Genomic DNA, 25,332 nt, shown 5'->3' with positions numbered 1-25,332 from the left:
CGTACAAACCTGTGCTGCGGTGTTGGGTATTGTGAGTCAGTTGTCATCCAGTCTAGGTCCGGAACCCGCATACGGAAAATGCTGACGATTAAAAGCCCAGGTTTATGCCGATCAAACTTTTGGGGGTCCGGCGTCCCTGCCGGTCGGTCCGTACTCCTGTACGCTGAAGGGATCAGAAGCCCATCGACAGTTCGAGGTAGGCGGTGCGCGGCGCACCGATGTCGATACCGGCGCCGTAGGGCTGGTCCGGGCCGCTCAGGCTGTAGTACTGCTGATCGAACAGGTTTTTCAGACCGAACGCGACCTGGGTGTTGCTGCCCATGCCGGGTATACGGTAGCCCGCGCGGGTATTCCAGATCATGTAACCCGGCATATGACCACGGAAGTAGGTGTCGTCGACCACAGTGAGTGACTCCGTGTTGTCGTTGTCGGTGTACTGGCTGGACTGGGCATAGCCCTCCAGGTTGTAGCTCCAGTCGCCGCGACGGTACTGCGCGCCCAGGTTGGCGGTCCAGTTGGAGTAGTAGGGCAGTTCGTTACCCTTAAGATCCCCCTCCTTGAACTCGGCATAGGTATAGGCCAGGTTACCGTGCAGGTTCAGGTTGGCGGTCAGGTCGTAGGCCAGCGCCATCTCGACGCCGTAATGCTCGGTCTCGCCACGGTTGACGTGGTGGCCGAGGGCATCGCTCCACTGCAGCTTATTCTCGAAGTCGATATGGAACAGGGTCAGCTCCGCGCCCAGGCGACCGCTGCTGTAGCGCCCGCCCAGCTCGACGGTATGGGCGATCTCCGGCTCCAGGTTGTTGTCGGTGGAATCGGAGAGCTGCAGGTGCTGCAGGGTGCCGAACGAGGTGTTGTAGTTGGCGAACAACTGAGTCGACGGCGATAGTCGGTAACCGGCGCTGAGCGAGGGCAGCACTTCGGTGTAGTTCTCCTCGTTGCGGAAGTCGTTGGCGACGTTTTTCTTGATCAGGCTGTGGCGGTACACCTCCACATCCTCCACCCGCACGCCCGGGGTCAGGGTCCAGTCGCCGAAGGCGATACGATCATCCAGGTAGAGCGCGTGGGCCTCGGTGCCCGCCTTGTCCAGAGTGCGCAGCACGCCGGTGACCGTCTTCGGCGAGCTGCCGACGGCGAAGTTGTTCCAGCGGTAGCGGTTCAGGTCGGCCTCCTCGTTGATGTAGCGGTAGCCGACGGAGACTTCGTGGGAGAGGTTTTCGCCTTCGAACAGCTGGGTGTAGCGCGGCTCGATGCCGTAGACATCGTACTCCCGGCCCCACTCGTCGTAGCGCTGACGGGCATCGGGGCTGAACTGCAGGCCGTACAGGCGATAGGTGTTGGCGTAGAAGCCCTGAATCTGGAACTCCTGGGTGTCGCTGAGGAACTGGGTGTAACGCAGCCGCGCTTCGGTGCGATCACCGTCGAAATGGTTGTAGTCGTAGCGCGACTGGTAGGGATCGGCGTCGAACTCGGCCTTGTTGAGGCCACCGGGCAGTTGGGTCTCGGCGTTGAAGTAGCGCAGGTGACCGTCCAGCTTGGCGTCGTCGTTGAGCCAGCTCTCCGCCTTCAGCATCAGGTCGTCGATATCCTCGTCGGAGTTCTCGCGGAAGCCGCTGCCGTGGCTGCCGGAGTAGAGCAGCGCCAGGCCGGTATCCTCGGTGACATGACCGCCGTAGAAGGCGTTGACCTGGCCGCGGATATCACCCTCGCCGTCACCGGTGGCGCCTTCGCCGCGCAGGGTGATCCGCCCTTTTGTCTCCTTGGGGATGGCCGGGGTGACGAAGTTGATGATGCCGCCGACGTTCTGCGGTCCGTAGCGCACGGAGCTGCCACCCTTGACCACGTCGATCGCGCCCAGATTACCCAAGGAGATCGGCGCGATGGAGAGCTGCGGCTGGCCGTAGGGGGCAAACGACAGCGGCATGCCGTCGACCAGAATGGTGGACTTCTCGGAGAAGCGCGCCTTGAGGCCGCGCACGCCGATGCTGAGAGCATGGTTGGCGCCGTAGCTCTCGGACTGGCCGAGCACCTGCACGCCGGGGATCTTGCGTAGCGCCTCGGCGGTGCTGGAGGCACCCGCCTCGTCAAAGCTCTCCTTGCTCAAACGGTAACGCGCGCCGGGAAACTCGCGCACGGTGTTCTCGTCCGCTTCGCCGAGCCAGTCGCCGACCACGGCGAGCGGTGCCAGGGTCGCGCTCTGCGACGGCTGCTCCGCCCAGGCCTGGGGCGCCATGACAGCGAGGATGGCCATATAGAGGGCGCCATGACGGAAGTACTGGCTCGAGCGGTGCCGTTGCAGCCCGGACTGTGCGCCAGACCCGGATCGGGATGGTTGGATATTATTCACTACTGCCTACTCCTACATGCATAACTAAATGCTAATCATTACTATTTGCATAAAGAGCTAGACGTAAGAGTGTCCCCGATACCCAACCCTGTTTCCGAAAAAATGTATAAAACGAATAAAAACGAAGCTGACGATGGTCGCTTCAAGCCGGCAGAAGGGATGCGATCGCCTTCAGGGCTGCAGCAGTTCCCGGCATTTCAGCAGTGCGTTCTTGAGGTGCCTCTCCACCATTGTCTGTGAGATGCCCAGCTCCTGTGCCGCTTCGCGCAGCGTCAGCTCCCGGTAGCGCACCAGCAGCAGCGTCTCCCTGGCTCGCGGCGGCAGTTGGTCGATCGCCTGGCGCAACTGCCGCCGACGCCGCTCCTGTACCAGTAACTCCAGCTGATCGGGTTCGGACGACTCCAGCTCCTCCAGCTCGCTCTCGGACGCGCTCTCCGGTACCCGCCGGCACTGGCGCAGATGGTCGATCGCCAGATTGCCGGCGATGCGGAACAGAAACGCCTTCGGTTGATTGATGCTCCCCAACCCCGGCATCCGCGACAGACGCAGGAAGGTGTCGTGCAGCAGCTCTTCGGCGATATCGGCATCCCTGACCATCGACTGCAGATGCGCCAGCAGCCCGGCACGATAGCGCAGGTACAATGCATCCATGGTCATGGGCTGCAGTTGCACCGGCATATCCCCTGACCATTCATCCCCCTCCTTGAGGCGACCCTGATCCAGGGCCTGATCAAACATTTTTGTCGTCATTCATCCAGCTTGGGTTGGGTATTGGCTGTTGGGAGCGTCTTAGCCTAAACATAATGAGATTGATTCGCAATTTCATTCAGCATCAGATATCGATAACCGCACCGGTCAACAGGGAGATCCGACATGCAGCCACGCTTCGTTATCCTCGCCCACGTCCCCACTGATTCCGTCACCCGGGGTTTCATCCCCGCCATCCGTCGACGCGCCCTGCCGCTGCTGCTGGTGACCGACCAGCCGGAGCGCCACCGCAGGCTGATCGACGACGGTCTGTTGCAGGCCGACGAACTGCTCGCGGCCGACGTGTTCAACCCACTGGCGGTACTGAACGCTCTGGCCGAGCGGCAGATCGCTCCGTTGGCGGTGTTCAGCAACAGCGACCATCTGCAGAGCGCCACCGCCATCGTCGGCAGTTTCTTCGGCCTGCCGGGCAAGGATTGGCGCGCCTGCCTGCGCGCCAAGAACAAGTTGGTGATGCGCCGGACGATAGAGGCCGCCGGGCTGGACAACCCTTGGTTCCGTTGCGTCAGCCGAGTGCAGGAGCTGGATGACGTGCCCCTGCCCTGCATCGCCAAGCCGGTGGAAGGGGTGGCCAGCGAAGATGTCAGCCTGGTGCAGAGCCGGGAGGAGCTGGAACAGGTATGCCGCGCGTTCTGGCAGCGGCACCCAGGCCAGTCACTGCTGCTGGAGGAGTATCTGGCCGGGCCGCTGCACACCCTGGAAACCCTGGGCGACGGCGCGCGGCTGGAGGTGATGGGCAGCTTCGAGACCTTCCTGTCGCCGCCGCCTGCATTCATCGAGCTGGGCCAGCACCTGCAGCGCCGCGCGGCGCCCGAGGTCGAAGCGGTCGTGCTGGCACAGCTGCGTGCACTGGGCGTCGGCTTCGGCAGTTGCCACACCGAGTTCGTACTGACCGAGCGCGGGCCGCGACTGATCGAGGTGAACTACCGCAACATCGGCGACCAGTCCGACTTCCTGCTGGCCCAGGCACTGGATTTCGATCTGTTCGATGCGCTGATCGGCCTCTACCTCGGCGAGCCGCTGCCGACGCTGCCGGAAAGCGCCCTTGGCGCCCGTATCCACTGCCAGAGCGCCGAGCACAGCGGCATCGTCACCCAGGTACCCGAGGCCTGCCGCCTGGAGCGTGACGGCTGCCGTATCGAGTTCACGCCGCTGTGCAAGCTGGGCGAGCGTATCGAACGGCAGCACTCCAACCGCGACTACCTCGGCATCCTGCGCGGTATCGGCCCGAACGACGCCCTGCTCGAGGCCACCCTCAACACCCTGGCCACCGAACTGGCAGTGATCATCGATCCCCTTTCCAACCCGCAGGAAGCCGCCTGATGAACGCCCCGAATCTCACCCTGCAACGACTGACACACAATATCGACGCCGCAACGGCACCGACACGCGCGGAATCCGAAGCCGAACGCAGCTGCATCCGTAACCTGCTCAACTGTTACCTGCGCGAGGTGGCCCGCCCGCGCGGTCAACTGCACGAGCGCCTGGACCCGGTCCTGCGCCAGACGCTGCCGCTGGGCTGGCGCCACGGCCACAGCCGACGACACTGGCTGATGCTGCCGCTGTCGTACACCGGCCGGCAGCTGGTAATTGCGGTCAGCCGTCGCTCGACCACCGGCAACTACCGCTACGCCCTGCCGATACTGGCCCGCCAGACCGATGGCGGCCCGGCGGCCTGGCAGCCGATCGGCGCACGGCAACTGGCACGGGCACTGATCGCCGACCTGAGTCTGGCCGAGGGGGTGCCGTTCAACCTGGAGCTGCTGCAGCAGATCGAGCAGAGTCAGGCGGTGACCCGCGACATCCTCGCCCGGCGTGGGCACCGAGCCGAGCCGTTCGACGACGACCTCTACCGCTACTCCGAGCAGTCCCTCGCCTTCGGCCACCCCTTCCATCCGGCGCCCAAATGCCGCCAGTGGGGCGAACCGGTCAACGAGGCGGACTACGCCCCCGAGTACCGCGGTACCCTGCAACTGCACTGGTTTGGAGTACCCGCCGAACTGCTCAGGGTGGAGACAGTCGCGCCACTGACCCCCGAGCGGCTGCTGGCCGATATCGCGCAGGACGCGCCGCCGAGCGAGCGGGTGGCGATCCCCGTGCATCCGATGCAGGCGCGTTATCTACTGCGACTGCCCGCCATCCGCCGGGCGCTGGCCGAGGGCCTGATCGAGGATCTCGGCCCGGGCGGCGAACCCTACGCCCCCACCGCCTCGGTACGCACCCTGTACCACCCGCAGCGACGCTGGTTCCTGAAGGGCTCGCTGAATATCCGCATCACCAACTGCGTGCGCAAGAACGCGATCTACGAACTGGAGAGCGCACTGGCGATCCAGCGTCGCCTGCAACCCTTGCAGGCGGAACTGAGCGAGCGCTTCCCCGGTTTCCGTCTGCTCGGCGAGCCGGGTTTCCTGACCCTGGAGCTGCCCGGCTGCGATACCGATAGCGACAAGGCGGTGCAGGAGGGGTTCGGTCTGATCGTGCGCGAAAACGTGCACGCCGCGCTGGCACCGGGCGAGCAGGCGATCCTCGCCGGTGCCCTGTTCCAGGAGGGGGCGCCGCTGGCCGACCGACTGCCGATCGCCGACCGCCGCCTCTGGCTGCGAGGTTACGCCGAGGCGCTGATCCCGCCGATGCTGGACGCCTTCTTCCGCCACGGCCTGATCTTCGAGCCCCATCTGCAGAACACGCTGATCTGCCTGCGCAAGGGTTACCCCAGCGGTGTCGCCGTGCGCGACTTCGAGGGGGTCAAGCTGGTGCAGGAGTGCTGGCCGCCGGAGCGCACCCAAGACCTGAGCCCGCGCGCGCGCCGGTCGGTGCTGTACAGCGAGGCGCAGGGCTGGAACCGGGTGCGCTACTGCCTGTTCATCAACAACTTGGCCGAGGCGGTGCACTACCTGTGCAACGACAGCGCACAGCTGGAAGCGGCGCTCTGGCAGACCATCGCCCAGGTGATTCGCGGCTACCGCGACCAGTGCGACCTGCCGCGCGCCCGCGCCCTGCTCGATCCACTGCTCGACGGCGAGCCGCTGCCGAGCAAGACCAACCTGCTGGTGCGCTTCCACAAGCATGCCGACCGTCTGGCCGGCTACGTGCCGGTGGACAGCCCGTTCAACGCCAAGCCCTTCAACCCGGAAACAGGAGCCTGAGATGATCGAGATCCCTCAGGCGGTACACACCGCGGCCCTCGAGCTGCAACGGCAGCAGGCCGATCCATTGGCCGCCTATATCTACGATCTGCCCGCGCTGGATGCCCATCTGCAACGGCTGACGGATGACCTGCCGCCACAGGTGGCGCTGTTCTACGCCGTCAAGGCCAACCCGGACCCGAGGATCCTGCACCGGGTCGCCTCCCGGGTGCACGGGCTGGAGATCGCCTCCGGCGGCGAACTGCAACTGATCGAGCCGTTGCGCGACAGCGGTCCCTTCATCTTCGGCGGGCCGGGCAAGCTGGACAGCGAGATCGTCGCCGCGCTGGCTGCCGGTGTCGATGCCCTGCATGTGGAGAGCGCCGGCGAGCTGGAACGGGTGATCGCCCAGGCCGAATCCGCCGGTCTGGTCGCGCCGGTGCTGCTGCGGATCAACCCGCGCCTGCCGGAGAGCATGCGCACCCGGCTGACCATGGCCGGCTGCGCCACCGCCTTCGGCATCGACGAGGAGACACTGCCGGGCGTGATCGCCCGCGCCCGCGCCAGCCGCTGGGTCGACCTGCAGGGGTTCCATATCCACGCCCTGTCGCACCAGCTGGACGCCGAACGCCATCTGAGCCTGCTCGACCATCTGCTTCGGCTCTGCCTCGATCTGGCCCAGGCGCACGGGGTCGAGCTGCGCACCCTGAACCTGGGCGGCGGCATCGGCGTCAACTACACGGACCCGGCGCAGCAGTACGACTGGTCCCGCTTCGCCGCCGGGCTGCATGAGCGGGTAGAGCAGCCCGCGCTGCGCGATATCCGCCTGCGCTTCGAAATGGGCCGCTACCTGACCGCCTTCTGCGGCTACTACCTGATGGAGGTGATGGACCTGAAACGCAACCACGGCGAGCAGTTCGCCATCTGCCGCGGCGGCAGCCACCAGTTCCGCCTGCCTCCGGCGCAGGGCCATAGCCACCCCTTTGTCTGCCTGCCCGGGCAGGGCAGGCACCCCGCCGGCCGGACGCTGCACAACGTCAGCCTCAGCGTCGCCGGGCAGCTCTGCACGCCCAAGGATATTCTGGCGCGGCAGGCCGAGGTGGAGCGCGTCGCCGTCGGCGACCTGCTGCTGTTCCCGCTCGCCGGAGCCTACGCCTGGAACATCTCGCATCAGAACTTCCTGTGCCACCCGGCACCCCTGTTCCATTACCTGGATGAGGATTTGGATATGAGCCTGGAGGAAAGCCGATGAACGCCATCCTGCCCGATATCGCCCCGGGATCCGAATGGCTCGCGCCCGGTCCGGCCGACCATGCCCAAGCGGCGCGCAACGGCCTGTTCCGCCTGCTGCGCAGCCTGCTGCGCGAACAGCTGCTGCCGATGATGTTCGCGGCCGACGGCACCGCCGATCTGAGCCTGCATGGCGACAGCGGGTCGCTGCGGCTGGTCGCGCCGCGCTTCAACAGCCTGGATGCGCTATGCGACTTCGACGCCCTGATCCGGCAGCCGCTCGATGCCGCCCCCGAACCGCTGCAGGACCCGCTCGAGGCGCTGCAGTGCATCCTCGCCCTGCGCCGTGACGGCGCCGACCCCGCCTGGCAGCGGATCGCCGACGAACTGGCCAACGGCCTGCACAACGAAGCGCTGACGCTGTGTTGGCGACGCCATCAGGACCAGGCGATCGCGCAGCGCTGCGCCCGGGAGGGGATCGACAACCTGCTCGACTGGGCTCGACTGGACGGCGGCAACGCCGGCATCCGCCTGGAGCAGTGGGCGGCGGTGGGCCACCCCTACCACCCCGGCAGCAAGACCAAGCTCGGCCTGAGCAGCGACGAGGTCTGGCGCTACGCACCGGAGTTCGCTCCCGCGGTGCCGCTGGTGCTGATCGGCGTGCACCGTTCGCTGGCCCGGGTCGGCACGATGATCAAGGGGCTCGACTACCGACGCTGGTTCGCCCTGCACTACCCGGACTGGTTCGCCCGCTGGCAGCAACAGTTGCCGGACCAGGAGCACTACCTGCCGCTGCCGGTCCACCCCTGGCAGTTGGAGCACGATCTGCCGCAGCGCTTCGCCGACGAGTTGAACAGCGGTCTGATCCGCGTCACCGAGGCGCGCTACCACGCCGCGCCCACGCTCTCCTTCCGCACCCTGGCACCGGGCACCGCGGAGCAACCACCCTATATCAAGCTGCCGGTGGCGGCACAGATGACCAGTTCGGTGCGCAACCTGTCCACCCCCTCGGTGGTCAACGCCCCCCGCATCTCCGCGGTGCTGCAGGATATCCTCAACCAGCGCCCGGATATCGCGGCGGCGCTGCGCTGCCAGTGGGACGAGTTGGGGCTGCACCTGGACGTCGACCACGAGGATCGCGACGATGCCCGCTACCTGGCGGTGCTGTTCCGCCGCAATCCCTGCCGCCTGCTGGCCGATCACGAGCAGGCGGTGGTACTGGCGGCGCTGTTCGTGACCTCGCCGCTGTCCGGCGAGCCGCTGCTGCTGGAGCTGATGCGCCAGGCGGGCGTGAGCGACCGGGAGAGCGCCACGGCCTGGTTCGGGCGCTACTGCGACCGCCTGTTCGCCGGGGTACTGAACCTCTACCTGGACTACGGCATCGCGCTGGAGGCGCACCAGCAGAACCTGATGCTGGTGCTGGACCGGCAGGCGCAGCCGGTCGCCTTCCTCAATCGGGATGTGGGCGGCATCTGCATCCACTGCCCGACCCTGGCCGCACGCGGCTGGCCGGTAGAATTCATGCCCGCCGCGACCCTGGTCGAGGATCGCGCCCAGGCGCGGGTCAACATCTTCCACGCCGTGTTGCAGAGCAATATCGGCGAGTTGATCGAGCTGCTCGACGGCCGCTTCGGGCTCGACGCCCGGCAGCTCTGGTATGATGTCGCCCGGCTGCTGGAACGCTATCTGGACGACTACAGCCTTCGCTACGGCGATGCGGCCCGGCAGCAGGAGCACCAGGCGTTCTTCGAGCAGCCCTGGCCCGCCACCGCGTTTATCCGCATGCGACTGCAGGACCAGTCGCGGCATGCGGTCTGCAACCCTATCCCCAACCCGTTTCAGAGAGCACTGACACCCGCAGATGAATGATTGGCAACAACAGGTACGACTGCTCTGGTGGAGCCAGTTGATCGCCGTCGCGGCGATGGAGATGAGCGAACCCTTCTGGCCGCTGTTCCTGCGTCAACTGCAGGGGGTGGAGCCGGAATCTCTGGCGTTGTGGAGCGCGCTGATCTACGGCGCGCCGCTGCTGGTGGCCGGGTTCGCGGCACCGGTCTGGGGGCGGCTGGGCGACCGCTTCGGCCACAAGCCGATGGTGCTGCGCTCGATGCTCGGCCTGATGCTGACCCAGGCGCTGCTCTACTTCAGCAGCAGCCTGTGGGAGGTGCTGCTCTACCGCCTGTTGCAGGGCGCGCTAGCCGGCATCATCACCGCCGCGCTCTGCTTCGCCACCGCCGTCGCGCCGCAGGAGAGGCGCGCGTCGGTGGTGGGCAGGCTGACCGCGGCCACGGCCGCCGGCGCCATAATCGGCCCGGTGGTCGGTGGTGCGCTGGTGCAGTGGCTCGACTACCGCGCCATCTTCCTCGGCGGCGCCGTCATCTGCCTGCTGCTGACCCTGCTGCTGGCGCGGCGGTTGCGGCACGACGGCGGCCGCAACAGAGCCACACCGGAAGTAACCTCCGGTTCCGCCACCCTGCAGGGCGGCCTGCCGATGCTGGTGCTGTTGCTGCTCGTCATCCTGCTGCTGCAGAGCGCCAAGGCGATGCCGAACTCCTTCTTCGCCCTGTTCGCCGAGCAGCAGCTCGGCAGCACGCCACTGCTGACCGGGCTGCTGTTCAGCGCGGCGGGCTTCGGCATGATGCTCAGCGCCTCACGCTGGGGGCAGCTGTTCGACCGCCTGAGCCCGGCCACCGGCCTTGCCCTGCTCGGCGCCATCGCACTGACGGCGGCCGCCTGCTATCTGGCCCACCTGCACAGCGGCTGGCTGCTGCTGTTGGCGGTGCGCTTCGCCTGGGGTGTCTGCCTCGGGGCGATGCTGCCGATGGTGCAGGCAACGCTGATCCGCCTCGCCGACAGCGGCCGCAACGGTCGACTGATCGGCACCGCACAAAGCTGCATCCGCTTCGGCAACCTGGCCGGGGTCGGCGGCGGCGCCCTGCTGATGAGCCAATGGAGCTACACCGGCGGCTTCCATGGCGCCACGCTAGCCTACCTGCTCGCCGCCGCCGTGTTGCTGCTGGCCTGGTCGCGACTGACGCAGCGGGTTTCGCGCCAGGCTACCGCCGGGTCGGAGGGGAGTGCCCGCTAGTCGGCACTCCTTCCTCCGCCCTCCGACACTAGAACTACCCACCTACCCTTTTCGGCGCATTCTGCCCCCCTATCACTGACCTATCCAGAAAGGTCAGTAAGCCCTGCTCTTACCTTTACCTCTCATTCGATTTGCAAATGATATTTACTATCATTTGCATTCAGTTTAATATTTCGGTCCCTTTGATTTTCAGCAGCACCGGACGCTCATTTTTTGCCGTTTAAAAAAAAGAGGATGCATATGAACAGAGATGCCAAGTTTCGGGCACTTCTCCCCCTGATACTCGCCGCGCCGGTCATTGCGCAAGGTGCCGAATCGTCCGAGGCGGTCACCCTGGACACCATGGTGATCGAGACCTCCCGCGCCAAGACCGAGCAGGATAAGTCGCCCCAGGTGGTCACCGTCATCACCCGGGAACAGATCGAAAAGCAACTGGCGATCTCCTCCGATTCATCCGAGTTGCTGAGCAGTCTGCTGCCCGCCTACACGCCGAGCCGCCAGAAGATGACCGCCAGCGGCGAAACCTTCCGCGGCCGTACGCCGCTGCTGATGATCGACGGCGTGCCTCAGTCCAACCCGCTGCGCGCCACCGGCCGTGAGGGGCATACCATCGACTTCTCGATGGTGGAGCGGATCGAGGTGATCCACGGCGCCAGTGCGCTGCACGGCCTCGGTGCCACCGGCGGTATCATCAACATCATCACCCGCCGTCCCGAGCAGGGGCAGGTCAATCAGCACGTCTCCGTGCAAGCCACCCTGCCCACCTCCAACGCGGGCTCCGATACCCTCGGCTACAAGACCGACTACCGGGTGGACGGCACCTCCGGCAATGTCGATTACCTGTTCGGCCTGAGCCATGAGGATCAGGGCCTGTTCGTCGACGGCAACGGCGACCCGATCGGCGTGGACAACACCCAGGGCGACCAAATGGACACCAGGTCCTACGACCTGATCGCCAAGCTCGGTTACTGGCTCGATGACGACAAGCGTGTCCAGGGCAGCGTCAACCACTACCGGATCAAGAGCAACCACAACTACGTCAGCGTCACCGGCGATCGCGATGCCGGTATCCCCACCACCTCCGAACGCGGCACGCCGGAGGGCGACGCGCCGTTCAATAAGGTGACCACCTCCAGCCTGACCTACGAAGACTTCGACCTGAACGGCATGGAGCTGTCGGCACAGCTGTTCAACCAGCAGTTCGAATCCCTGTTCGGCGCCACCCTCACCTCTACCTTCCAGGACGCCTCCATCGCTCCGGTCGGCACGCTGTACGATCAGTCTCGGGTACTGGCCTCCAAGTGGGGTACCAAGATCAACCTGACCAAGGACGATCTGTTCGACGACCGTCTGAAGGTGACCGGCGGTTTCGACATCCTGTTCGACCAAACCGAACAGGATCTCTACCAGACCGACCGCACCTGGGTGCCGGAGGTGAACTACACCAACTACGCGCCCTTCGTGCAGCTGGAGCTCCAGGCCACCGATGCATTGGTGCTGCAGGGCGGCGTGCGCCACGAAATCGCCAAGCTGGAGGTCGATACCTACACCACCCTGGCCTCGGCCAACGGCGTCACCGTCGACGGCGGCAGCCCCGAGTTCGAAGAGACGCTGTACAACGTCGGCGCCGTCTACAATCTCACCCCTGCACTCAGCCTGTTCGCCAACTACTCCGAAGGCTTCGGCATGCCCGACGTCGGCCGGGTACTGCGCGGCATCAAGACCGCGGATCAGGATGTGGATACCTTCCTCGACCTGCAGCCGATCGTCACCGACAACATCGAGGTGGGTACCCGCTTCAAGCGCGACAAGCTTGATCTCGAGCTGAGCTACTATCGCTCCGACTCCGACCTGGGCAGCCGTCTCGAACGGATCGACGACGTCTACTACGTGCGCCGCGAGAAAACCCGGATCGACGGTGTCGAAGCCTCGCTGGGCTACCGCGTCAACGATCTGCACAAGGTCAAGCTGGCCTACTCCTACATCCGCGGTCGCTACGACAGCGACGACAACGGCACGCTGGACGCCAAGCTGAACGGCCTCAACATCGCGCCGAACCGCCTGATCACCTCCTGGTCGGCGAACTGGAACGACAGGCTCGATACCTTCCTGCAGGCCAACTACGCCTTCGATCGCAGCTTCGACAACCCGAATCTGGAGTTCGACGGCTACCTGCTGGTCGATGCCTCGGCCGGTTACAAGCTGCCGCACGGCCAGCTGAACCTGTCAGTGGCGAACCTGTTCGACAAGGAGTACATCACCTACTACTCGCAGAGCGCGCTGGCAAACGACAACCGCTACTTCATGGGTAGAGGCCGTACCCTGACCCTGGGCTACTCGCTGGATTTCTAAGCGTCTCGCTCGCACACCGGACTCTGCCGCTCCCCTTCGCGGCAGAGTTTTTTTATGTACAGGAAGTACGGTATGCCGCGAACGCAGGGATGCGCAGGAGCGGCCATGTTTACGGCAATGGAGCATTTCCGACCCAGGAATGAACGCATGACGAAGACGAGATTCGATCCCGCCCGCCGCCGCACGCTGCTGCAGCTCGGGCTGGGCCTGCTGGCCTGCGGCGGGCCCGGCATCGCCTTGGCGGATACCGAACCCCGCCCGCTGCGGGTGATCACCCTGTTCCAGGGCGCCACCGACTGCGCGGTGGCGTTGGGTATCGTCCCCTGCGCCACGGTGGAGTCCTGGACCGAGAAACCCATCTACCGCTATCTGCGCCCCTCGCTGCAAGGGGTGCCTCAGGTGGGGCTGGAGACCCAGCCCAGCCTGGAGGATATCGCCCTGCTCGAGCCCGACCTGATCGTCGCCTCCCGCTTCCGCCACGCGCGCATCGCGCCGCTGCTGCGTCAGCTCGCACCGCTGGTGATGCTGGATCAGGTGTATGAGTTCAAGCAGACCCTGGCGCTGATGGGTCAGGCGCTGCAGAGGCAGCGGCAGGCGCAGACACTGCTGACGGGTTGGCAACGGCGGATCGACCGTCTGCGCGACAGGCTGCAACGGCACTTCGCCGGGAGTCGACCGCTGACCGTATCGGTACTGGATATCCGCGCCGACCATATCCGCAGTTATCTGCCGGGCAGCTTCTCCGGCCGCGTGCTGAGCGAGTTGGGATTCGACTGGAGTGCGGCCGCCCGTAGCGCCGACGGGGTGTCGATCAAGATCACCAGTCGGGAGAGCCTGCCGGTGGTCAACGCGGATATTTTCTTCCTCTTCCTGCGCGCGGACAGCCCGTCGATACACCAGCACTATGCCGCGCTAACGGCACATCCGCTGTGGCAGCGAATGCGCGCACCGCAACAGGGCCGGGTCTACCGGGTCGACGGCGTGGCCTGGAGCCTGTCCGGCGGCCTCCTCGGTGCCAACCTGATGCTGGATCAGATCGAGCGTCTGGTGATCGAAGGCCCGGTGATCGACGGAGAGACGGCATGAGCCCGGCCCTCAAACTGAGCACGGCAGCGGGCCTGCTGCTGTTCAGCATGCTGCTGAGCCTGATGACCGGCGCAAGCTGGATCGCGCCGGGGGAGGTGCTGGATGCCTTTATCCACCCCGACCCGATGAACATCGACCACATCCTGGTCTCGACCACACGGCTGTCGCGCACCCTGATAGCGGTATCGGTGGGCGCCTCGCTGGCGGTGGCGGGGGCGCTGATGCAGGCACTGACCCGCAACCCGCTGGCCTCCCCCGGCCTGTTCGGCGTCAACGCCGGTGCCGCCTTCTTCATCATCCTGTTCAGTTCGCTGTTCTCCCTCGCCTCGCCGCAATCCTGGATCTGGTGTGCCTTCCTCGGCGCCGCGCTGGCCGGTGCCCTGGTATGGCTGGTCGGCAACCTGGGCCAGGGCCGCCTCAACCCGCTGCGCCTGGTGCTGGCCGGGGCCGCGATCACGGCGCTGTTCTCCGCCTTCAGCCAAGCCTTGCTGGTGACCGATCAGCAGGGGCTGGACACTGTGCTGTTCTGGCTGGCTGGCTCGCTCAGCGAGCGCGATCTGGCGCTGGTCGCGCCGCTGCTGGCGGGCAGCCTGGCGCTGCTGCTGGTGGCGCTGCTGTGTGCCAGCCAAGTCAACGTATTGAACGCGGGCGAGGAGATCGCCACCGGGCTGGGCCAGCGGCTCGGTCTGGTCCGGCTGCTGCTGAGCCTGCTGATCGTCGCCCTGGCCGGCAGTGCCGTGGCGCTGGCCGGCAATATCGGTTTTATCGGTCTGATGGTGCCGCATATGGTGCGCCGGTGGCTGTCGATCGATCACCGCCGTCTGCTGCCCGGCTGCGCCCTGGTCGGCGCCATTCTGCTGCTGTTGGCGGATATATTCGCGCGGGTGGCGATCCTGCCGCAGGAGGTGCCGGTGGGCGTGATGACCGCGCTGTTCGGGGCGCCGTTCTTCATCATCCTGGCCCGCCGGAGAGGTCGACGTGAGTAAGCAACTGACCTGGCGCATCGGCCCCGTCTCGCGACGCATCGATCCGACCACCCTGCTGCGGCTGGCACTGGCGCTGCTCGCTACCCTGCTGGTGGTGATGCTGTCGCTGTCACTGGGCAAGGTGCCGCTCTCGCCGCTGCAAGTGGTGCAGCTCCTGCTGTCCGGGCAGGGCTCTTCGCAGGGTTCCGGCCTGAGCTTCATCGTCGAGCAGCTACGCCTGCCGCGCACGCTGATGGGGCTTCTGGTGGGCGCGGCGCTGGGCCTGTCCGGCCTGATCCTGCAAAGCATCGTGCGCAACCCGCTGGCCTCCCCCGATCTGCTGGGGATCTCCAGCGGTGCCGGGGCGGCCGCGGTGTGTTACCTGGCCTTCTTCAACCTCTCGCTTGGGCCTGGCTACCTGCCGCTCGCGGCAATGGCCGGTGCCGGACTGGCAGCATTAGCCGTGTACCTGCTGGCCTGGAAACAGGGCACCACGCCGTTGCGTCTGGTGCTGGTCGGGGTCGGAGTATCCGCGCTGCTGAGTGCGGCGACCACCTTCCTGCTGGTGTTCAGCCCGCTGATGACCACTCTTTCCGCCTATGTCTGGCTCACCGGCAGCGTGTTCGGCGCCACCTGGGATGACACCCTGGCGCTGGGCGGCTGGTTGCTGGCGCTGCTGCCGGCCCTTGTCTGGCTGGCGCGCCAGGTGGTGGTGCAGCAGTTGGATGACGCTCTGGCGCTGGGCATCGGCGTGCGGGTGCAGTGGCTGCGCGCCTGGCTGCTGCTGGTCAGCGTGGCGCTGGCCGGGGCCGCCATCGCCTGGGGCGGCGCCATCACCTTCGTCGGTCTGATCGCGCCCCATATCGCCCGCAAACTGGTGCCGCCCGGCTTTGGCGGCCAGACGGTGATGACGGCACTGACCGGGGGGATGCTGGTGATGCTGGCCGATCTGATCGGACGCACCGCGTTCCTGCCGCTGGACCTGCCCGCCGGTATCTTCGTCGCCGCGCTGGGCACCCCGTTCTTTCTCTATCTATTAATCAAGCAACGACATTAAGGACGCCGAACCATGACAGCGATCGCAAGTCGCGGCCTGACCCTGAGCTACCAGCGCCAGGTGATCATCGATGACCTGGACGTCGCACTGCCCAAGGGCGAAGTCTCGGTGCTGATCGGCGGCAACGGCAGCGGCAAAAGCACGCTGCTGAAATCCTTCGCCCGCCTGCTCAAGCCGCAGCAGGGCACGGTGCTGCTCAACGGCAGCGACATCCAGCACAAGGCCACCGCCGAGGTGGCGCGGGAGTTGGCGATTCTGCCGCAGATGCCGAGCCCGCCGGAGGGGATCAGCGTGCGCCAGCTGGTGAGTCTGGGCCGCTACCCCTATCAGAACTGGCTGCAGCAGTGGTCGGTGCAGGACGAAGCGATGGTCAACCACGCGCTCGAGCGCACCGGCATGTCGGCGCTGGCGGAGCGGCCGGTGGACGCCCTGTCCGGCGGCCAGCGCCAGCGCGCCTGGATCGCCATGACCCTGGCGCAGGATACCGACACCCTGCTGCTGGACGAGCCGACCACCTTCCTCGACCTGGCCCACCAGATCGAGGTGCTGGACCTGCTCAAGGAGCTGAACCGGCACGAGGGCAAGACCATCGTCATGGTGCTGCACGACCTCAACCTGGCCTGCCGCTACGCCGACCATATGCTGGTGGTACACGACCGCACCGTGTTCGCCAAAGGTAAACCCGAGGCGATCCTGACCGAGCAGCTGGTGAAAACCGTGTTCGACCTCAACTGCCGCATCATCCCGGACCCGTTCTTTGCCACGCCGCTGTGCATCCCGTTCGGACGGGAGTTGCCGCCGTGATAGCGGCGGCGTTCACCGCGCAGGAGTGGGCGGTACTGACCGGGCCGTTGCGGCTGAAACCGTCCGGCGAGCGGGACCGACATTCGCTTAGCGTCGCGGAGTTGTTGAACGAGGAGTGTTGCGAGCGGCTGCTGAGCGAGCTTGCGCCGCTCATTCGCGCGCCCTCTTCGGCGATCGCCGCTTCGCTGCTGGCCAAGCGGCTGGCGTTCCTGGCCACCGGCGCCTGCCTGTACGCCATGTCGGCCTGCGACAAGGGGCTGCGGCTGACGCCGGACAACTGCCTGATCGAGTATGGCCACGACGGCAGGCTCTGGACCTCATCGATGCCGCTGCACGACCTCGACCCCATCGGCTACGCCGACGGCGAGCGTCCGCTCTGGCGCGAGAACCTGGTGCGCACTCTGTTCGCCGAGTTGCTGGCGCCGGTGTGGCACACCCTGCATCGCGTCGGGGGCATCTCGCCGCGTGTGCTGTGGGAAAATACCGCGGTGCGGGTCTATTCACTGTATGACCGCAGACTGGCCGAGATCGAAACGCCCTGCATACGGCAGCGCTGCGACGACGATTTCGACTGGCTGCTGCACCGGGCGGAACCGGCGCTGTTCGGCCTCGACCATAACCCGCTACAGCGCTTCCGCCGCGACCCGACCCAACTGAACGGCCGCGAGGTCCGCCTGCGTCGGACCTGCTGCCTGTACTACAAGACCACCGATCCGGTCGAATATTGCGGCACCTGCCCGCTGTTACGCCGGAAGGCTCTCCCGCCCGGACAACCATAATCCGGCCGCCTTTCCGATTCCGCTCAGTTTGATTACCATGCTTGCAGCAGAGCGCAGGAGCCCCGGCATAAGATGACTTCACGTAAATACTGGCTCGGCCAGGTAGGCGATTTCGAGCTCAAGCAGCTCAGGGTATTTACCACCGTGGTCCAGTGCGGCGGCTTTTCCGCGGCCGAAGCGGAGCTCAATATCACCCGTTCGACCATCAGTATCCATATCGCCAACCTGGAGTCCCGCCTCAACCTCAAGCTGTGTCACCGCGGCCGTGCCGGTTTCGCGCTGACCGAGGAGGGCCGGATCATCTACGAGTCGGCGAAAAAGCTGTTCGACTCGGTGGAGGAGTTCCGCGCCACCGTCAACAATCTGAATGCCACCCTGTCCGGTGATCTGCGATTGATCTTCTCGGATACGGTCAGCGGCGATCCACGTCTGGGTCTGCCCGAGTTGATCAACCGGATCAATGAACTGGCTCCAGGGGTCTATATCACCGTCGATGTCGCGTCGATGTCCGAGATCGAGCAGATGGTGATCAACGAGGAGGCGGAAGTCGGCTTTATCCCCCTCCATCGTCACATCGAAGGGCTGGAATATATCCCGCTGTTTTCCGACAACTGCTACCTCTACTGCCATCGCCGCCACCCGCTGTTCTCGGTGCCGGATAGCGAAATCACCGACCAGCTGATCGACAGCCACCCGTTCGTACAGGCGGGCCTTAAACCGCACAAGGATGCCGCGAGCCTGATCGAGCAGATGGAGCTGCGCGCCACCGCCTACTATTACGAAACCCGCCTCGCGCTGATCCGCTCGGGACGTTACCTGGGTTTTCTGCCCGAGCACTATGTTGCCAATACCGCAGAGGCGGGCGAGCTGAGAGCCCTGCGCCCGGAGCGTAACATCTACTCCCTTGAGTTGGGTGCGATCGTGCGTAAATCGGCCCGTGCCAACAAAGCGCGCGACCTGTTTATCGATTTACTACAGGAAAAACTGCAGATCGCACCGGACCGAGCAGAAAAAAACGCCTAATAATGACCAATTCACGAAAACCTGCCTATACCGACAAAATTTTTCTGTGTAATAATCACCAAGTTTGACTAACTTGCTAACCATTGGCCGAACTGTTGTGGTTCGGCATATAAAATGGACGAAGGGGAAAATAAGATGGCGAAAAGCTTCAAGCGTTTTAGCAAGACTCTTCTGGCGGCAGCAACCGCGCTGACCATTGCCGGAACCGTGCAGGCAGAGACTCTGAAAATCGCACTGGCAGGTCCAGCCACTGGCCCGGTCGCCCAGTATGGTGATATGCAGAAGATCGGCGTCCTCGCCGCTATCGAATACCTGAACGCCAACGGCGGCATCAACGGCATGGATGTGGAAGGCGTGATCTATGACGACGCCTGCGATCCGAAACAGGCCGTGGCCGTAGCCAACAAGATCGTCAACGACGGTATCACCCACGTTGTCGGCCACCTCTGCTCCAGCTCCACCGAGCCCGCCTCCGACATCTATGAGGAGGAAGGCGTGCTGATGATCACCGCGGCGTCCACCTCTCCGACCATTACCGAAAAAGGTTACGGCATGATCTTCCGTACCATCGGTCTGGATAGCCTGCAGGGCTCAATGGCAGCGCAGTACATCCTCGACACCGCCAAGCCTAAAACCATCGCCGTGATTCACGACAAGCAGCAGTATGGTGAAGGCCTGGCCACCGTTGTCCGCGATGGTCTGAAAGCAGCGGGCGTGGAACCGGTGATGTTCGAAGGCGTGACCGCCGGCGACAAGGACTTCTCCGCGCTGATCGCCAAGCTGCAGAAAGCGGATGTGGATTTCATCTACTACGGCGGTTATCACCCGGAGCTGGGGCTGATCCTGCGTCAATCGGCTGAAAAAGGCCTGAAAGCCCAGTTCATGGGTCCTGAGGGTATCGTCAACTCCGACCTGGCCAAGATCGCCGGCGACGCAGTTGAAGGCGTACTGGCCACCGCACCGAAAGCCTTCGACCAGAACCCGGAAAACGCCGAGCGCGTAAAAGCGATCGAAGCCAAGGGTGAAGATCCCACCGGTCCGTTCGTGTTCCCGGCCTACGCCGCGGTCCAGATCATGGCGGATACTATCAAGGCGATCGACAGCACCGACGCTATGAAGATGGCCGAGTACATCAAAGCCAACACCTTCGATACCGCTATCGGTACCGTCAAGTATGACGACAAGGGCGACCTGACCGAGTCCACCTTCCTCGTCTACCAGCTGCACGCCGACGGATCCAAAACGCCCGCTCAGTGATCCTGAGTCGCGTTTAAACCCTGAACCCGGATACCCCTGTGCCAACAGCGCAGGGGTATCGTTTTATCTATCTGGTAAGTATCGATGACTGAAGCCAGCCTCTACCTCCTGCAGCAGATCATCAATGGACTGACTATCGGCTCGACCTATGCCCTGATCGCCATCGGCTACACGATGGTCTACGGCATCATCGGCATGATCAATTTCGCCCACGGCGAAATCTATATGATCGGTTCCTACGTCTCCTTTATCGTGATCACCGGCCTGTTGGCGATCGGAAGTTTCGTCCTGCCGCTGGTCCTGTTTATCGCGCTGGTGGTCGCCATGCTGATCGCCAGTACCTACGGCTGGACAGTGGAGCGCGTCGCCTACCGGCCGCTGCGCGGTTCCAACCGTCTGATCGCGCTGATCTCGGCGATCGGCATGTCGATTTTCCTGCAGAACTATGTCGCCCTGTCCCAGGGCTCACGTGATGTCGCCCTGGCGCCGCTGATCTCCGGCAGTGTACTGGAGCTTGGTTCGCTGGAAACCTTCGAAGTTACCCTGTCCTGGATGCAGTTGCTGATCTGGGTGGTGACGCTGGTCACCATGACCGCATTGACCCTGTTTATCTCCCGCTCCCGCATGGGTCGGGCCTGTCGTGCCTGCGCAGAAGACCTGGGAATGACCAACCTGCTCGGCATCGACACCAATCGCATCATCTCGCTGACCTTCGTCATCGGGGCGGCGCTGGCGGCGATCGCCGGACTGCTGCTCGGTCTCTACTACGGTGTGATCAACCCGTTCGTGGGTTTCATGGCCGGTCTGAAGGCGTTCACCGCCGCAGTGCTCGGCGGTATCGGCTCGATTCCGGGCGCCATGCTGGGCGGTCTGATCCTGGGTGTTACCGAGGCGTTGACCGCCGCTTACTTCCCGTCCGAGTACAAGGACGTGGTGGCGTTTGGACTGCTGGTAACCATCCTGCTGTTCCGCCCCACCGGCATTCTGGGTAAACCGGAGGTGGAGAAAGTCTGATGCGCGGTTCACTTTATAACGCAGTTTTCGCTGCCGGCATCACCCTGGTGCTGGCGTGCCTGATGCTGGGCGTCAGGCTCGGCGCCGAAGGCACGACCCTGACCGTGTACGGTGCGGGTGCCGACCGCTGGGAGTGGATCCTGGCCGGTGTTGGCCTGGTTTTCCTGAGCCAGCTGTTTTCGACGCAGTTGGGCAGATTGTCCAGCCGCATTCCGAGACCTGATCTGGGAACGCTCAAGCCGCAGGAGGCGACCTGGAAAGCGATCAAGCCCTGGCTGCTGGCGGCACTGGTGGTCGGCCTGCTGGTCTGGCCTTTCATGGTCTCCCGTGGTGCGGTTGACCTGGCCACGCTGACGCTGATCTACATCATGCTTGGCCTGGGGCTAAACATTGTCGTCGGTCTGGCCGGACTGCTCGATCTCGGCTACGTCGCCTTCTACGCCGTCGGCGCCTATACCTATGCCCTGCTGTCGGAGTATTTCGGCTTCTCCTTCTGGGCCTGTCTGCCGATCGCGGCACTGCTGGCGGCGGCGTTCGGCTTTATTCTCGGTTTCCCGGTGCTGCGCCTGCGCGGTGACTACCTGGCGATCGTGACCCTCGGCTTCGGTGAGATGATCCGTATCCTGCTCAACAACTGGACCAGTATCACCGGCGGTCCCAACGGTATCTCGGGCATCGAAAAGCCGACGCTGTTCGGACTGGAGTTCAGCCGTCGCGCCAGCGAGGGTACACAGACCTTCCATGAGTTCTTCGGTATCGAGTACAGCAGCGGGCAGAAGGTGATCTTCCTCTACCTGATCGCGGTGCTGCTGGTCATCGTCGTTATCTACCTGATCAACCGACTGATGCGCATGCCGATCGGCCGTGCCTGGGAGGCGCTGCGCGAGGATGAGATCGCCTGCCGCTCATTGGGTCTTAACCGTACCGTGATCAAGCTGTCGGCGTTTACGCTGGGCGCGTCGACGGCGGGCTTTGCCGGATGTTTCTTTGCCGCTCGCCAGGGCTTTATCAGCCCCGAGTCGTTCATCTTTATCGAATCGGCGATCATCCTGGCAATTGTTGTACTCGGTGGCATGGGTTCCCAGATCGGTGTCATTCTCGCGGCTATCGTGATGACCGTACTGCCGGAGCTGGCGCGTGAATTTTCCGACTACCGCATGCTGATGTTCGGTCTGCTGATGGTGGTGATGATGCGCTGGCGCCCGGAAGGCCTGGTGCCGATGAAACGCCCCCACCTGGAGTTGAAATAGATGAGTCAGTTACTGCTTGATGTAAACGAGCTGACCATGCGCTTCGGTGGTCTGCTCGCGGTAAATTCAGTCAATCTGTCGGTAAAACACCGTCAGATCGTCTCCATCATCGGCCCCAACGGGGCCGGTAAAACCACGGTGTTTAACTGTCTGTCCGGGTTCTACATCCCCACCGACGGCAGCGTCATGTTCAATGGCCAGCAGCTCGCCGGGCTGAAGGATTTCCAGATCTCACGCAAGGGGCTGGTGCGCACCTTCCAGCACGTGCGGCTGTTCTCAAAGATGACGGTGATCGAAAACATGCTGGTGGCGCAGCATCGCCATCTGAACACCAACCTGTTCGCCGGGATGTTCAAGACTCCGGCCTACCGCCGACTGGAGAAGGAGGCGATGGACCGTGCCGTCTACTGGCTGGAGGAGGTGAACCTGCTGCAGCACGCCAACCGTGCCGCCGGCAACCTGGCCTATGGCCAGCAGCGCAAGCTGGAGATCGCCCGCTGCATGTCGACCCAGCCGCAACTGCTGCTGCTCGACGAACCCGCCGCCGGTCTCAACCCGAACGAGACCAAGGAGCTGGATCAGCTCATCGTTCGCCTGCGTGACGAGCACGAGATCTCGATCTTGCTGATCGAGCACGACATGGGCCTGGTGATGGGGATCTCCGATCATATCTACGTGATCGCCCAGGGCACCCCGCTCGCCGAAGGCTCACCGGATGAGGTGAAGCAGAACCCCGATGTTATCAAAGCTTACCTGGGGGAGAGCTGAGCATGCTTGAACTCAAGAACGTCAATACTCATTACGGCCAGATCCAGGCCCTGCATGATGTCTCCATCAAGGTCAACAGGGGCGAGATCGTCACCCTGATCGGCGCCAACGGCGCCGGCAAGACCACGCTGATGATGACGGTGTGCGGTGACCCCAAGGCCTCTTCCGGCGATATCCTGTTTGAAGGCGAATCGATCCGGCAGATGCCGACATCGCTGATCATGCGCAAGGGGCTGGCCGTGGTACCGGAGGGGCGTCGCATCTTCTCCGGCCTGACCGTGGCCGAAAACCTGCACATGGGCGCCTACTTCAGCGACAAAGCGGCTTATGAAGCCCAGCTCGATCACGTGCTCGGCCTGTTTCCGCGGCTGAAGGAGCGCTACAACCAGCGCGGTGGCACCATGTCCGGTGGCGAGCAGCAGATGCTGTCGATCGGCCGGGCGCTGATGAGCCATCCGCGTCTGCTGCTGCTCGACGAACCCTCGCTCGGTCTGGCACCAATCATCATCCAGCAGATATTCGAGATCATCGAACGGCTGCGCGATGAGGGGGTCACTATCTTCCTGGTCGAGCAGAACGCCAATCAGGCGCTGAAGATCGCCGATCGCGGCTACGTACTGGAGAACGGTCGTGTCGTAATGAGCGACACGGGTGAGGCGCTTTTGACCCATGATGCGGTGAGGAAGGCTTATCTCGGCGGTTGATCCGGCGCGCTCCATCAGGAACCATCAAGAGCGATACCGGATCCGGTATCGCTCTTATTTTTTTAACCGAAACATTGCTTGCTAGACTTGTAACTCTAAATGCTTAACGTGAACTCCGGGCCGCATACGGCGGCCCGATTATCCGGCACGGATGGAGCCTGACCGTGAGACTGATCGTTATATCCCTGGCCGCCCTGTTTTTAAGCCTGATGCTGGTGATTGCAGGCAACGCCTTCCTGCTCACCTATCTGGGCATCCGCCTGGGCGCCGAGGGGGTACCGCCGACTCAGGTCGGTTTCGTTATGGTGTGCTACTCCATCGGCTTTGCGGTCGGCTCGCATTGGTGCACCAACCTGGTCGCCAAGGTCGGCCATATCCGCACCTTCGCCGCGCTGACCTCGCTGACGGCAATGGCTTCGATCAGCTATCCGCTGCTTGAATCGGTCTACTTCTGGTCGCTGCTGCGCTTTATCGGTGGCATCACGGCCGCCGGGCTGTTTGTGATCATCGAAAGTTGGTTCGGCGCCGTCGCCACCAACAAGAACCGCTCGACGCTGTTCGCCCTGTATCAGGTGGCCGCCTACGGCGCGTCCACATCGGCCCAGCTCACGGTCGGTTACACCGATCCCATCAGCGCCGTACCCTTTACCGGCGCCGGCCTGATCCTGCTCGCAGCGATCATTCCACTGTCGCTCTCCAGGATGCAGTCGCCGGTGATCGAGCAGGGCCCGAAGATGTCGCTGATCTCGCTTTACCGGGAGGCGCCGCTTGGCCTCACCTGCGCCTTCACCGCGGGCATACTGCTCGGCGCCTACTACTCGCTGACCCCGCTGTTCGGCAGCCTGACCGGCATGAGCGTGAAAGAGGTATCCCAACTGATGACGGTGTCGGTACTGATGGCACTGCTGCTGGCCTGGCCCATCGGCTGGATCTGCGACCGCATCCAGCGCAGCAAGGTACTGCTGATCGTGCTGATTCTGGCAACACTGCTGAGCAGCGGCGTGTCGCTGACCACCGAGATGCCGTTCCCTGTACGCTTGGTGATCACCGCCATATTGCTCGGGTTGACCTCCCTGGTCTACTCCATGGGCGTGGCGCTGGCCAACGACCGTATCGACAGCAGCGCGCGCGTGGCTGCCAGTTCGGCACTGATGCTCAGTTACGGCATCGGCAGCATCATTGGCCCTATCGCCGGCTCAATGGTGATGGAGGCATTCAACCCCGCCGCCATGTTCATCGGCTTCGCGATTTTGCTGGTCAGCCTATCGATCTACGTACGCTACCGCCAGAACCGTATGCCGCCGCTGCCCGTTACAGCCCAGGAACACTATGTCGCGAGCATGCCGGAGAGCCAGCTATCCAACGAATTCGACCCGCGTTACGAGGTGGAGAACGAGAACACCATCGAGGACATCTTCCCCGATGAGTGGGTCGAAGCCTGGGGCGACGATGCTAAAAAAGAGGTTGAACCCGAACCCTCTGCCGTCAGTGCCGAGATAGAGATCGGCGGCGAGATGATCGGTATGGAGGAGCACCCGTTACAGGAGTCTCGGGAGCAGAACACTGCCGAGGATGGCAACTCCACAACCGAGCCAGCCGCTCCCGAGGGTGAAAAGCCCACTCGCTGACGTCAACCCGACCGACCACAACGCCGCTGCCCCGCCAGCGGCGTTGTCATTTTCAGACTCATTTAAAATTTTTTTCATCTCCCGTGT

20 protein-coding genes are annotated in these 25,332 nt (G+C 63.9%); 18 read left to right on the top strand and 2 right to left on the bottom strand.

From position 1 onward, the window contains the following. Positions 1-172 precede the first annotated feature (172 nt). Positions 173-2,347, bottom strand: a complete 2,175-nt coding sequence (locus tag KQ940_RS02010; RefSeq protein WP_217411162.1) for a TonB-dependent receptor family protein — start codon at positions 2,345-2,347, stop codon at positions 173-175. A 171-nt stretch (positions 2,348-2,518) separates the two neighbouring features. Continuing rightward, positions 2,519-3,097 (bottom strand): RNA polymerase sigma factor, encoded by a 579-nt coding sequence (locus KQ940_RS02005; protein ID WP_217411160.1) that lies wholly within the window; start codon positions 3,095-3,097, stop codon positions 2,519-2,521. A gap of 123 nt (positions 3,098-3,220) precedes the next feature. On the opposite strand from KQ940_RS02005, the gene KQ940_RS02000 reads away from it, so the two are divergent. The 18 genes from KQ940_RS02000 (at position 3,221) to KQ940_RS01915 (ending at position 25,245) form a co-directional block, all read left to right on the top strand. Beyond that, a complete protein-coding gene (locus tag KQ940_RS02000; RefSeq protein ID WP_217411158.1) occupies positions 3,221-4,438 on the top strand; it encodes an ATP-grasp domain-containing protein in 1,218 nt (405 codons plus the stop codon). Continuing rightward, entirely contained in the window at positions 4,438-6,261 is a 1,824-nt protein-coding gene (locus KQ940_RS01995) for an IucA/IucC family protein (RefSeq protein ID WP_217411156.1), read from the top strand. The genes KQ940_RS02000 and KQ940_RS01995 overlap by 1 nt, the downstream gene beginning before the upstream one ends. A gap of 1 nt (position 6,262) precedes the next feature. After that, complete coding sequence (locus KQ940_RS01990) at positions 6,263-7,492, top strand: type III PLP-dependent enzyme (protein ID WP_217411154.1); 1,230 nt, start codon at positions 6,263-6,265, stop codon at positions 7,490-7,492. Continuing rightward, a complete protein-coding gene (locus tag KQ940_RS01985) occupies positions 7,489-9,339 on the top strand; it encodes an IucA/IucC family protein (RefSeq protein WP_217411152.1) in 1,851 nt (616 codons plus the stop codon). Before KQ940_RS01990 ends, KQ940_RS01985 begins: the two co-directional genes overlap by 4 nt. Continuing rightward, a complete protein-coding gene (locus KQ940_RS01980) occupies positions 9,332-10,558 on the top strand; it encodes an MFS transporter (protein WP_217411150.1) in 1,227 nt (408 codons plus the stop codon). The genes KQ940_RS01985 and KQ940_RS01980 overlap by 8 nt, the downstream gene beginning before the upstream one ends. A gap of 240 nt (positions 10,559-10,798) precedes the next feature. Then, positions 10,799-12,910: a TonB-dependent receptor gene (locus KQ940_RS01975; RefSeq protein WP_246589609.1), complete on the top strand. Its 2,112-nt coding sequence runs from the start codon at positions 10,799-10,801 to the stop codon at positions 12,908-12,910. A 147-nt stretch (positions 12,911-13,057) separates the two neighbouring features. Next, a complete protein-coding gene (locus tag KQ940_RS01970; RefSeq protein WP_217411146.1) occupies positions 13,058-13,996 on the top strand; it encodes an ABC transporter substrate-binding protein in 939 nt (312 codons plus the stop codon). Continuing rightward, complete coding sequence (locus KQ940_RS01965; protein ID WP_217411144.1) at positions 13,993-14,982, top strand: FecCD family ABC transporter permease; 990 nt, start codon at positions 13,993-13,995, stop codon at positions 14,980-14,982. The genes KQ940_RS01970 and KQ940_RS01965 overlap by 4 nt, the downstream gene beginning before the upstream one ends. Continuing rightward, the gene (locus KQ940_RS01960; protein ID WP_343222599.1) at positions 14,975-16,018 is read left to right on the top strand and encodes a FecCD family ABC transporter permease; all 1,044 of its coding nucleotides are present in this window, start codon (positions 14,975-14,977) and stop codon (positions 16,016-16,018) included. Before KQ940_RS01965 ends, KQ940_RS01960 begins: the two co-directional genes overlap by 8 nt. Before the next feature lie 12 nt (positions 16,019-16,030). After that, the gene (locus tag KQ940_RS01955) at positions 16,031-16,822 is read left to right on the top strand and encodes an ABC transporter ATP-binding protein (RefSeq protein ID WP_217411142.1); all 792 of its coding nucleotides are present in this window, start codon (positions 16,031-16,033) and stop codon (positions 16,820-16,822) included. Continuing rightward, a complete protein-coding gene (locus KQ940_RS01950; RefSeq protein WP_217411140.1) occupies positions 16,819-17,601 on the top strand; it encodes an IucA/IucC family C-terminal-domain containing protein in 783 nt (260 codons plus the stop codon). Before KQ940_RS01955 ends, KQ940_RS01950 begins: the two co-directional genes overlap by 4 nt. A 72-nt stretch (positions 17,602-17,673) precedes the next feature. Continuing rightward, on the top strand, positions 17,674-18,624 hold the full coding sequence (locus KQ940_RS01945) for a LysR family transcriptional regulator (RefSeq protein ID WP_217411137.1): 951 nt from the start codon (positions 17,674-17,676) through the stop codon (positions 18,622-18,624). A 135-nt stretch (positions 18,625-18,759) separates the two neighbouring features. After that, the gene (locus tag KQ940_RS01940; protein ID WP_217411134.1) at positions 18,760-19,881 is read left to right on the top strand and encodes a high-affinity branched-chain amino acid ABC transporter substrate-binding protein; all 1,122 of its coding nucleotides are present in this window, start codon (positions 18,760-18,762) and stop codon (positions 19,879-19,881) included. A gap of 84 nt (positions 19,882-19,965) precedes the next feature. Next, positions 19,966-20,895: a high-affinity branched-chain amino acid ABC transporter permease LivH gene (gene livH, locus KQ940_RS01935; protein WP_217411132.1), complete on the top strand. Its 930-nt coding sequence runs from the start codon at positions 19,966-19,968 to the stop codon at positions 20,893-20,895. Beyond that, the gene (locus tag KQ940_RS01930) at positions 20,895-22,145 is read left to right on the top strand and encodes a high-affinity branched-chain amino acid ABC transporter permease LivM (protein ID WP_217411130.1); all 1,251 of its coding nucleotides are present in this window, start codon (positions 20,895-20,897) and stop codon (positions 22,143-22,145) included. Before livH ends, KQ940_RS01930 begins: the two co-directional genes overlap by 1 nt. Further along, positions 22,146-22,913 (top strand): high-affinity branched-chain amino acid ABC transporter ATP-binding protein LivG, encoded by a 768-nt coding sequence (gene livG / locus KQ940_RS01925; RefSeq protein ID WP_217411128.1) that lies wholly within the window; start codon positions 22,146-22,148, stop codon positions 22,911-22,913. A 2-nt stretch (positions 22,914-22,915) separates the two neighbouring features. After that, on the top strand, positions 22,916-23,617 hold the full coding sequence (locus KQ940_RS01920; RefSeq protein ID WP_217411126.1) for an ABC transporter ATP-binding protein: 702 nt from the start codon (positions 22,916-22,918) through the stop codon (positions 23,615-23,617). A gap of 164 nt (positions 23,618-23,781) precedes the next feature. Continuing rightward, complete coding sequence (locus KQ940_RS01915) at positions 23,782-25,245, top strand: MFS transporter (RefSeq protein ID WP_217411124.1); 1,464 nt, start codon at positions 23,782-23,784, stop codon at positions 25,243-25,245. The last annotated feature ends 87 nt before the right edge of the window (positions 25,246-25,332 follow it).

Source organism: Marinobacterium ramblicola (assembly GCF_019084545.1).
GTDB lineage: Bacteria > Pseudomonadota > Gammaproteobacteria > Pseudomonadales > Balneatricaceae > Marinobacterium_D > Marinobacterium_D ramblicola.
Note: the sequence above shows the minus strand (reverse complement) of the source record. Positions and strands in the feature narration are given on the sequence as shown.

Coding starts and splice junctions, on each gene's coding strand:
- KQ940_RS02005 (WP_217411160.1), bottom strand. CDS start 3,097: ATGACGACAAAAATGTTTGATCAGGCCCTGGATCAGGGTCGCCTCAAG.
- KQ940_RS02000 (WP_217411158.1), top strand. CDS start 3,221: ATGCAGCCACGCTTCGTTATCCTCGCCCACGTCCCCACTGATTCCGTC.
- KQ940_RS01995 (WP_217411156.1), top strand. CDS start 4,438: ATGAACGCCCCGAATCTCACCCTGCAACGACTGACACACAATATCGAC.
- KQ940_RS01990 (WP_217411154.1), top strand. CDS start 6,263: ATGATCGAGATCCCTCAGGCGGTACACACCGCGGCCCTCGAGCTGCAA.
- KQ940_RS01985 (WP_217411152.1), top strand. CDS start 7,489: ATGAACGCCATCCTGCCCGATATCGCCCCGGGATCCGAATGGCTCGCG.
- KQ940_RS01980 (WP_217411150.1), top strand. CDS start 9,332: ATGAATGATTGGCAACAACAGGTACGACTGCTCTGGTGGAGCCAGTTG.
- KQ940_RS01975 (WP_246589609.1), top strand. CDS start 10,799: ATGAACAGAGATGCCAAGTTTCGGGCACTTCTCCCCCTGATACTCGCC.
- KQ940_RS01970 (WP_217411146.1), top strand. CDS start 13,058: ATGACGAAGACGAGATTCGATCCCGCCCGCCGCCGCACGCTGCTGCAG.
- KQ940_RS01965 (WP_217411144.1), top strand. CDS start 13,993: ATGAGCCCGGCCCTCAAACTGAGCACGGCAGCGGGCCTGCTGCTGTTC.
- KQ940_RS01955 (WP_217411142.1), top strand. CDS start 16,031: ATGACAGCGATCGCAAGTCGCGGCCTGACCCTGAGCTACCAGCGCCAG.
- KQ940_RS01945 (WP_217411137.1), top strand. CDS start 17,674: ATGACTTCACGTAAATACTGGCTCGGCCAGGTAGGCGATTTCGAGCTC.
- KQ940_RS01940 (WP_217411134.1), top strand. CDS start 18,760: ATGGCGAAAAGCTTCAAGCGTTTTAGCAAGACTCTTCTGGCGGCAGCA.
- livH (WP_217411132.1), top strand. CDS start 19,966: ATGACTGAAGCCAGCCTCTACCTCCTGCAGCAGATCATCAATGGACTG.
- KQ940_RS01930 (WP_217411130.1), top strand. CDS start 20,895: ATGCGCGGTTCACTTTATAACGCAGTTTTCGCTGCCGGCATCACCCTG.
- livG (WP_217411128.1), top strand. CDS start 22,146: ATGAGTCAGTTACTGCTTGATGTAAACGAGCTGACCATGCGCTTCGGT.
- KQ940_RS01920 (WP_217411126.1), top strand. CDS start 22,916: ATGCTTGAACTCAAGAACGTCAATACTCATTACGGCCAGATCCAGGCC.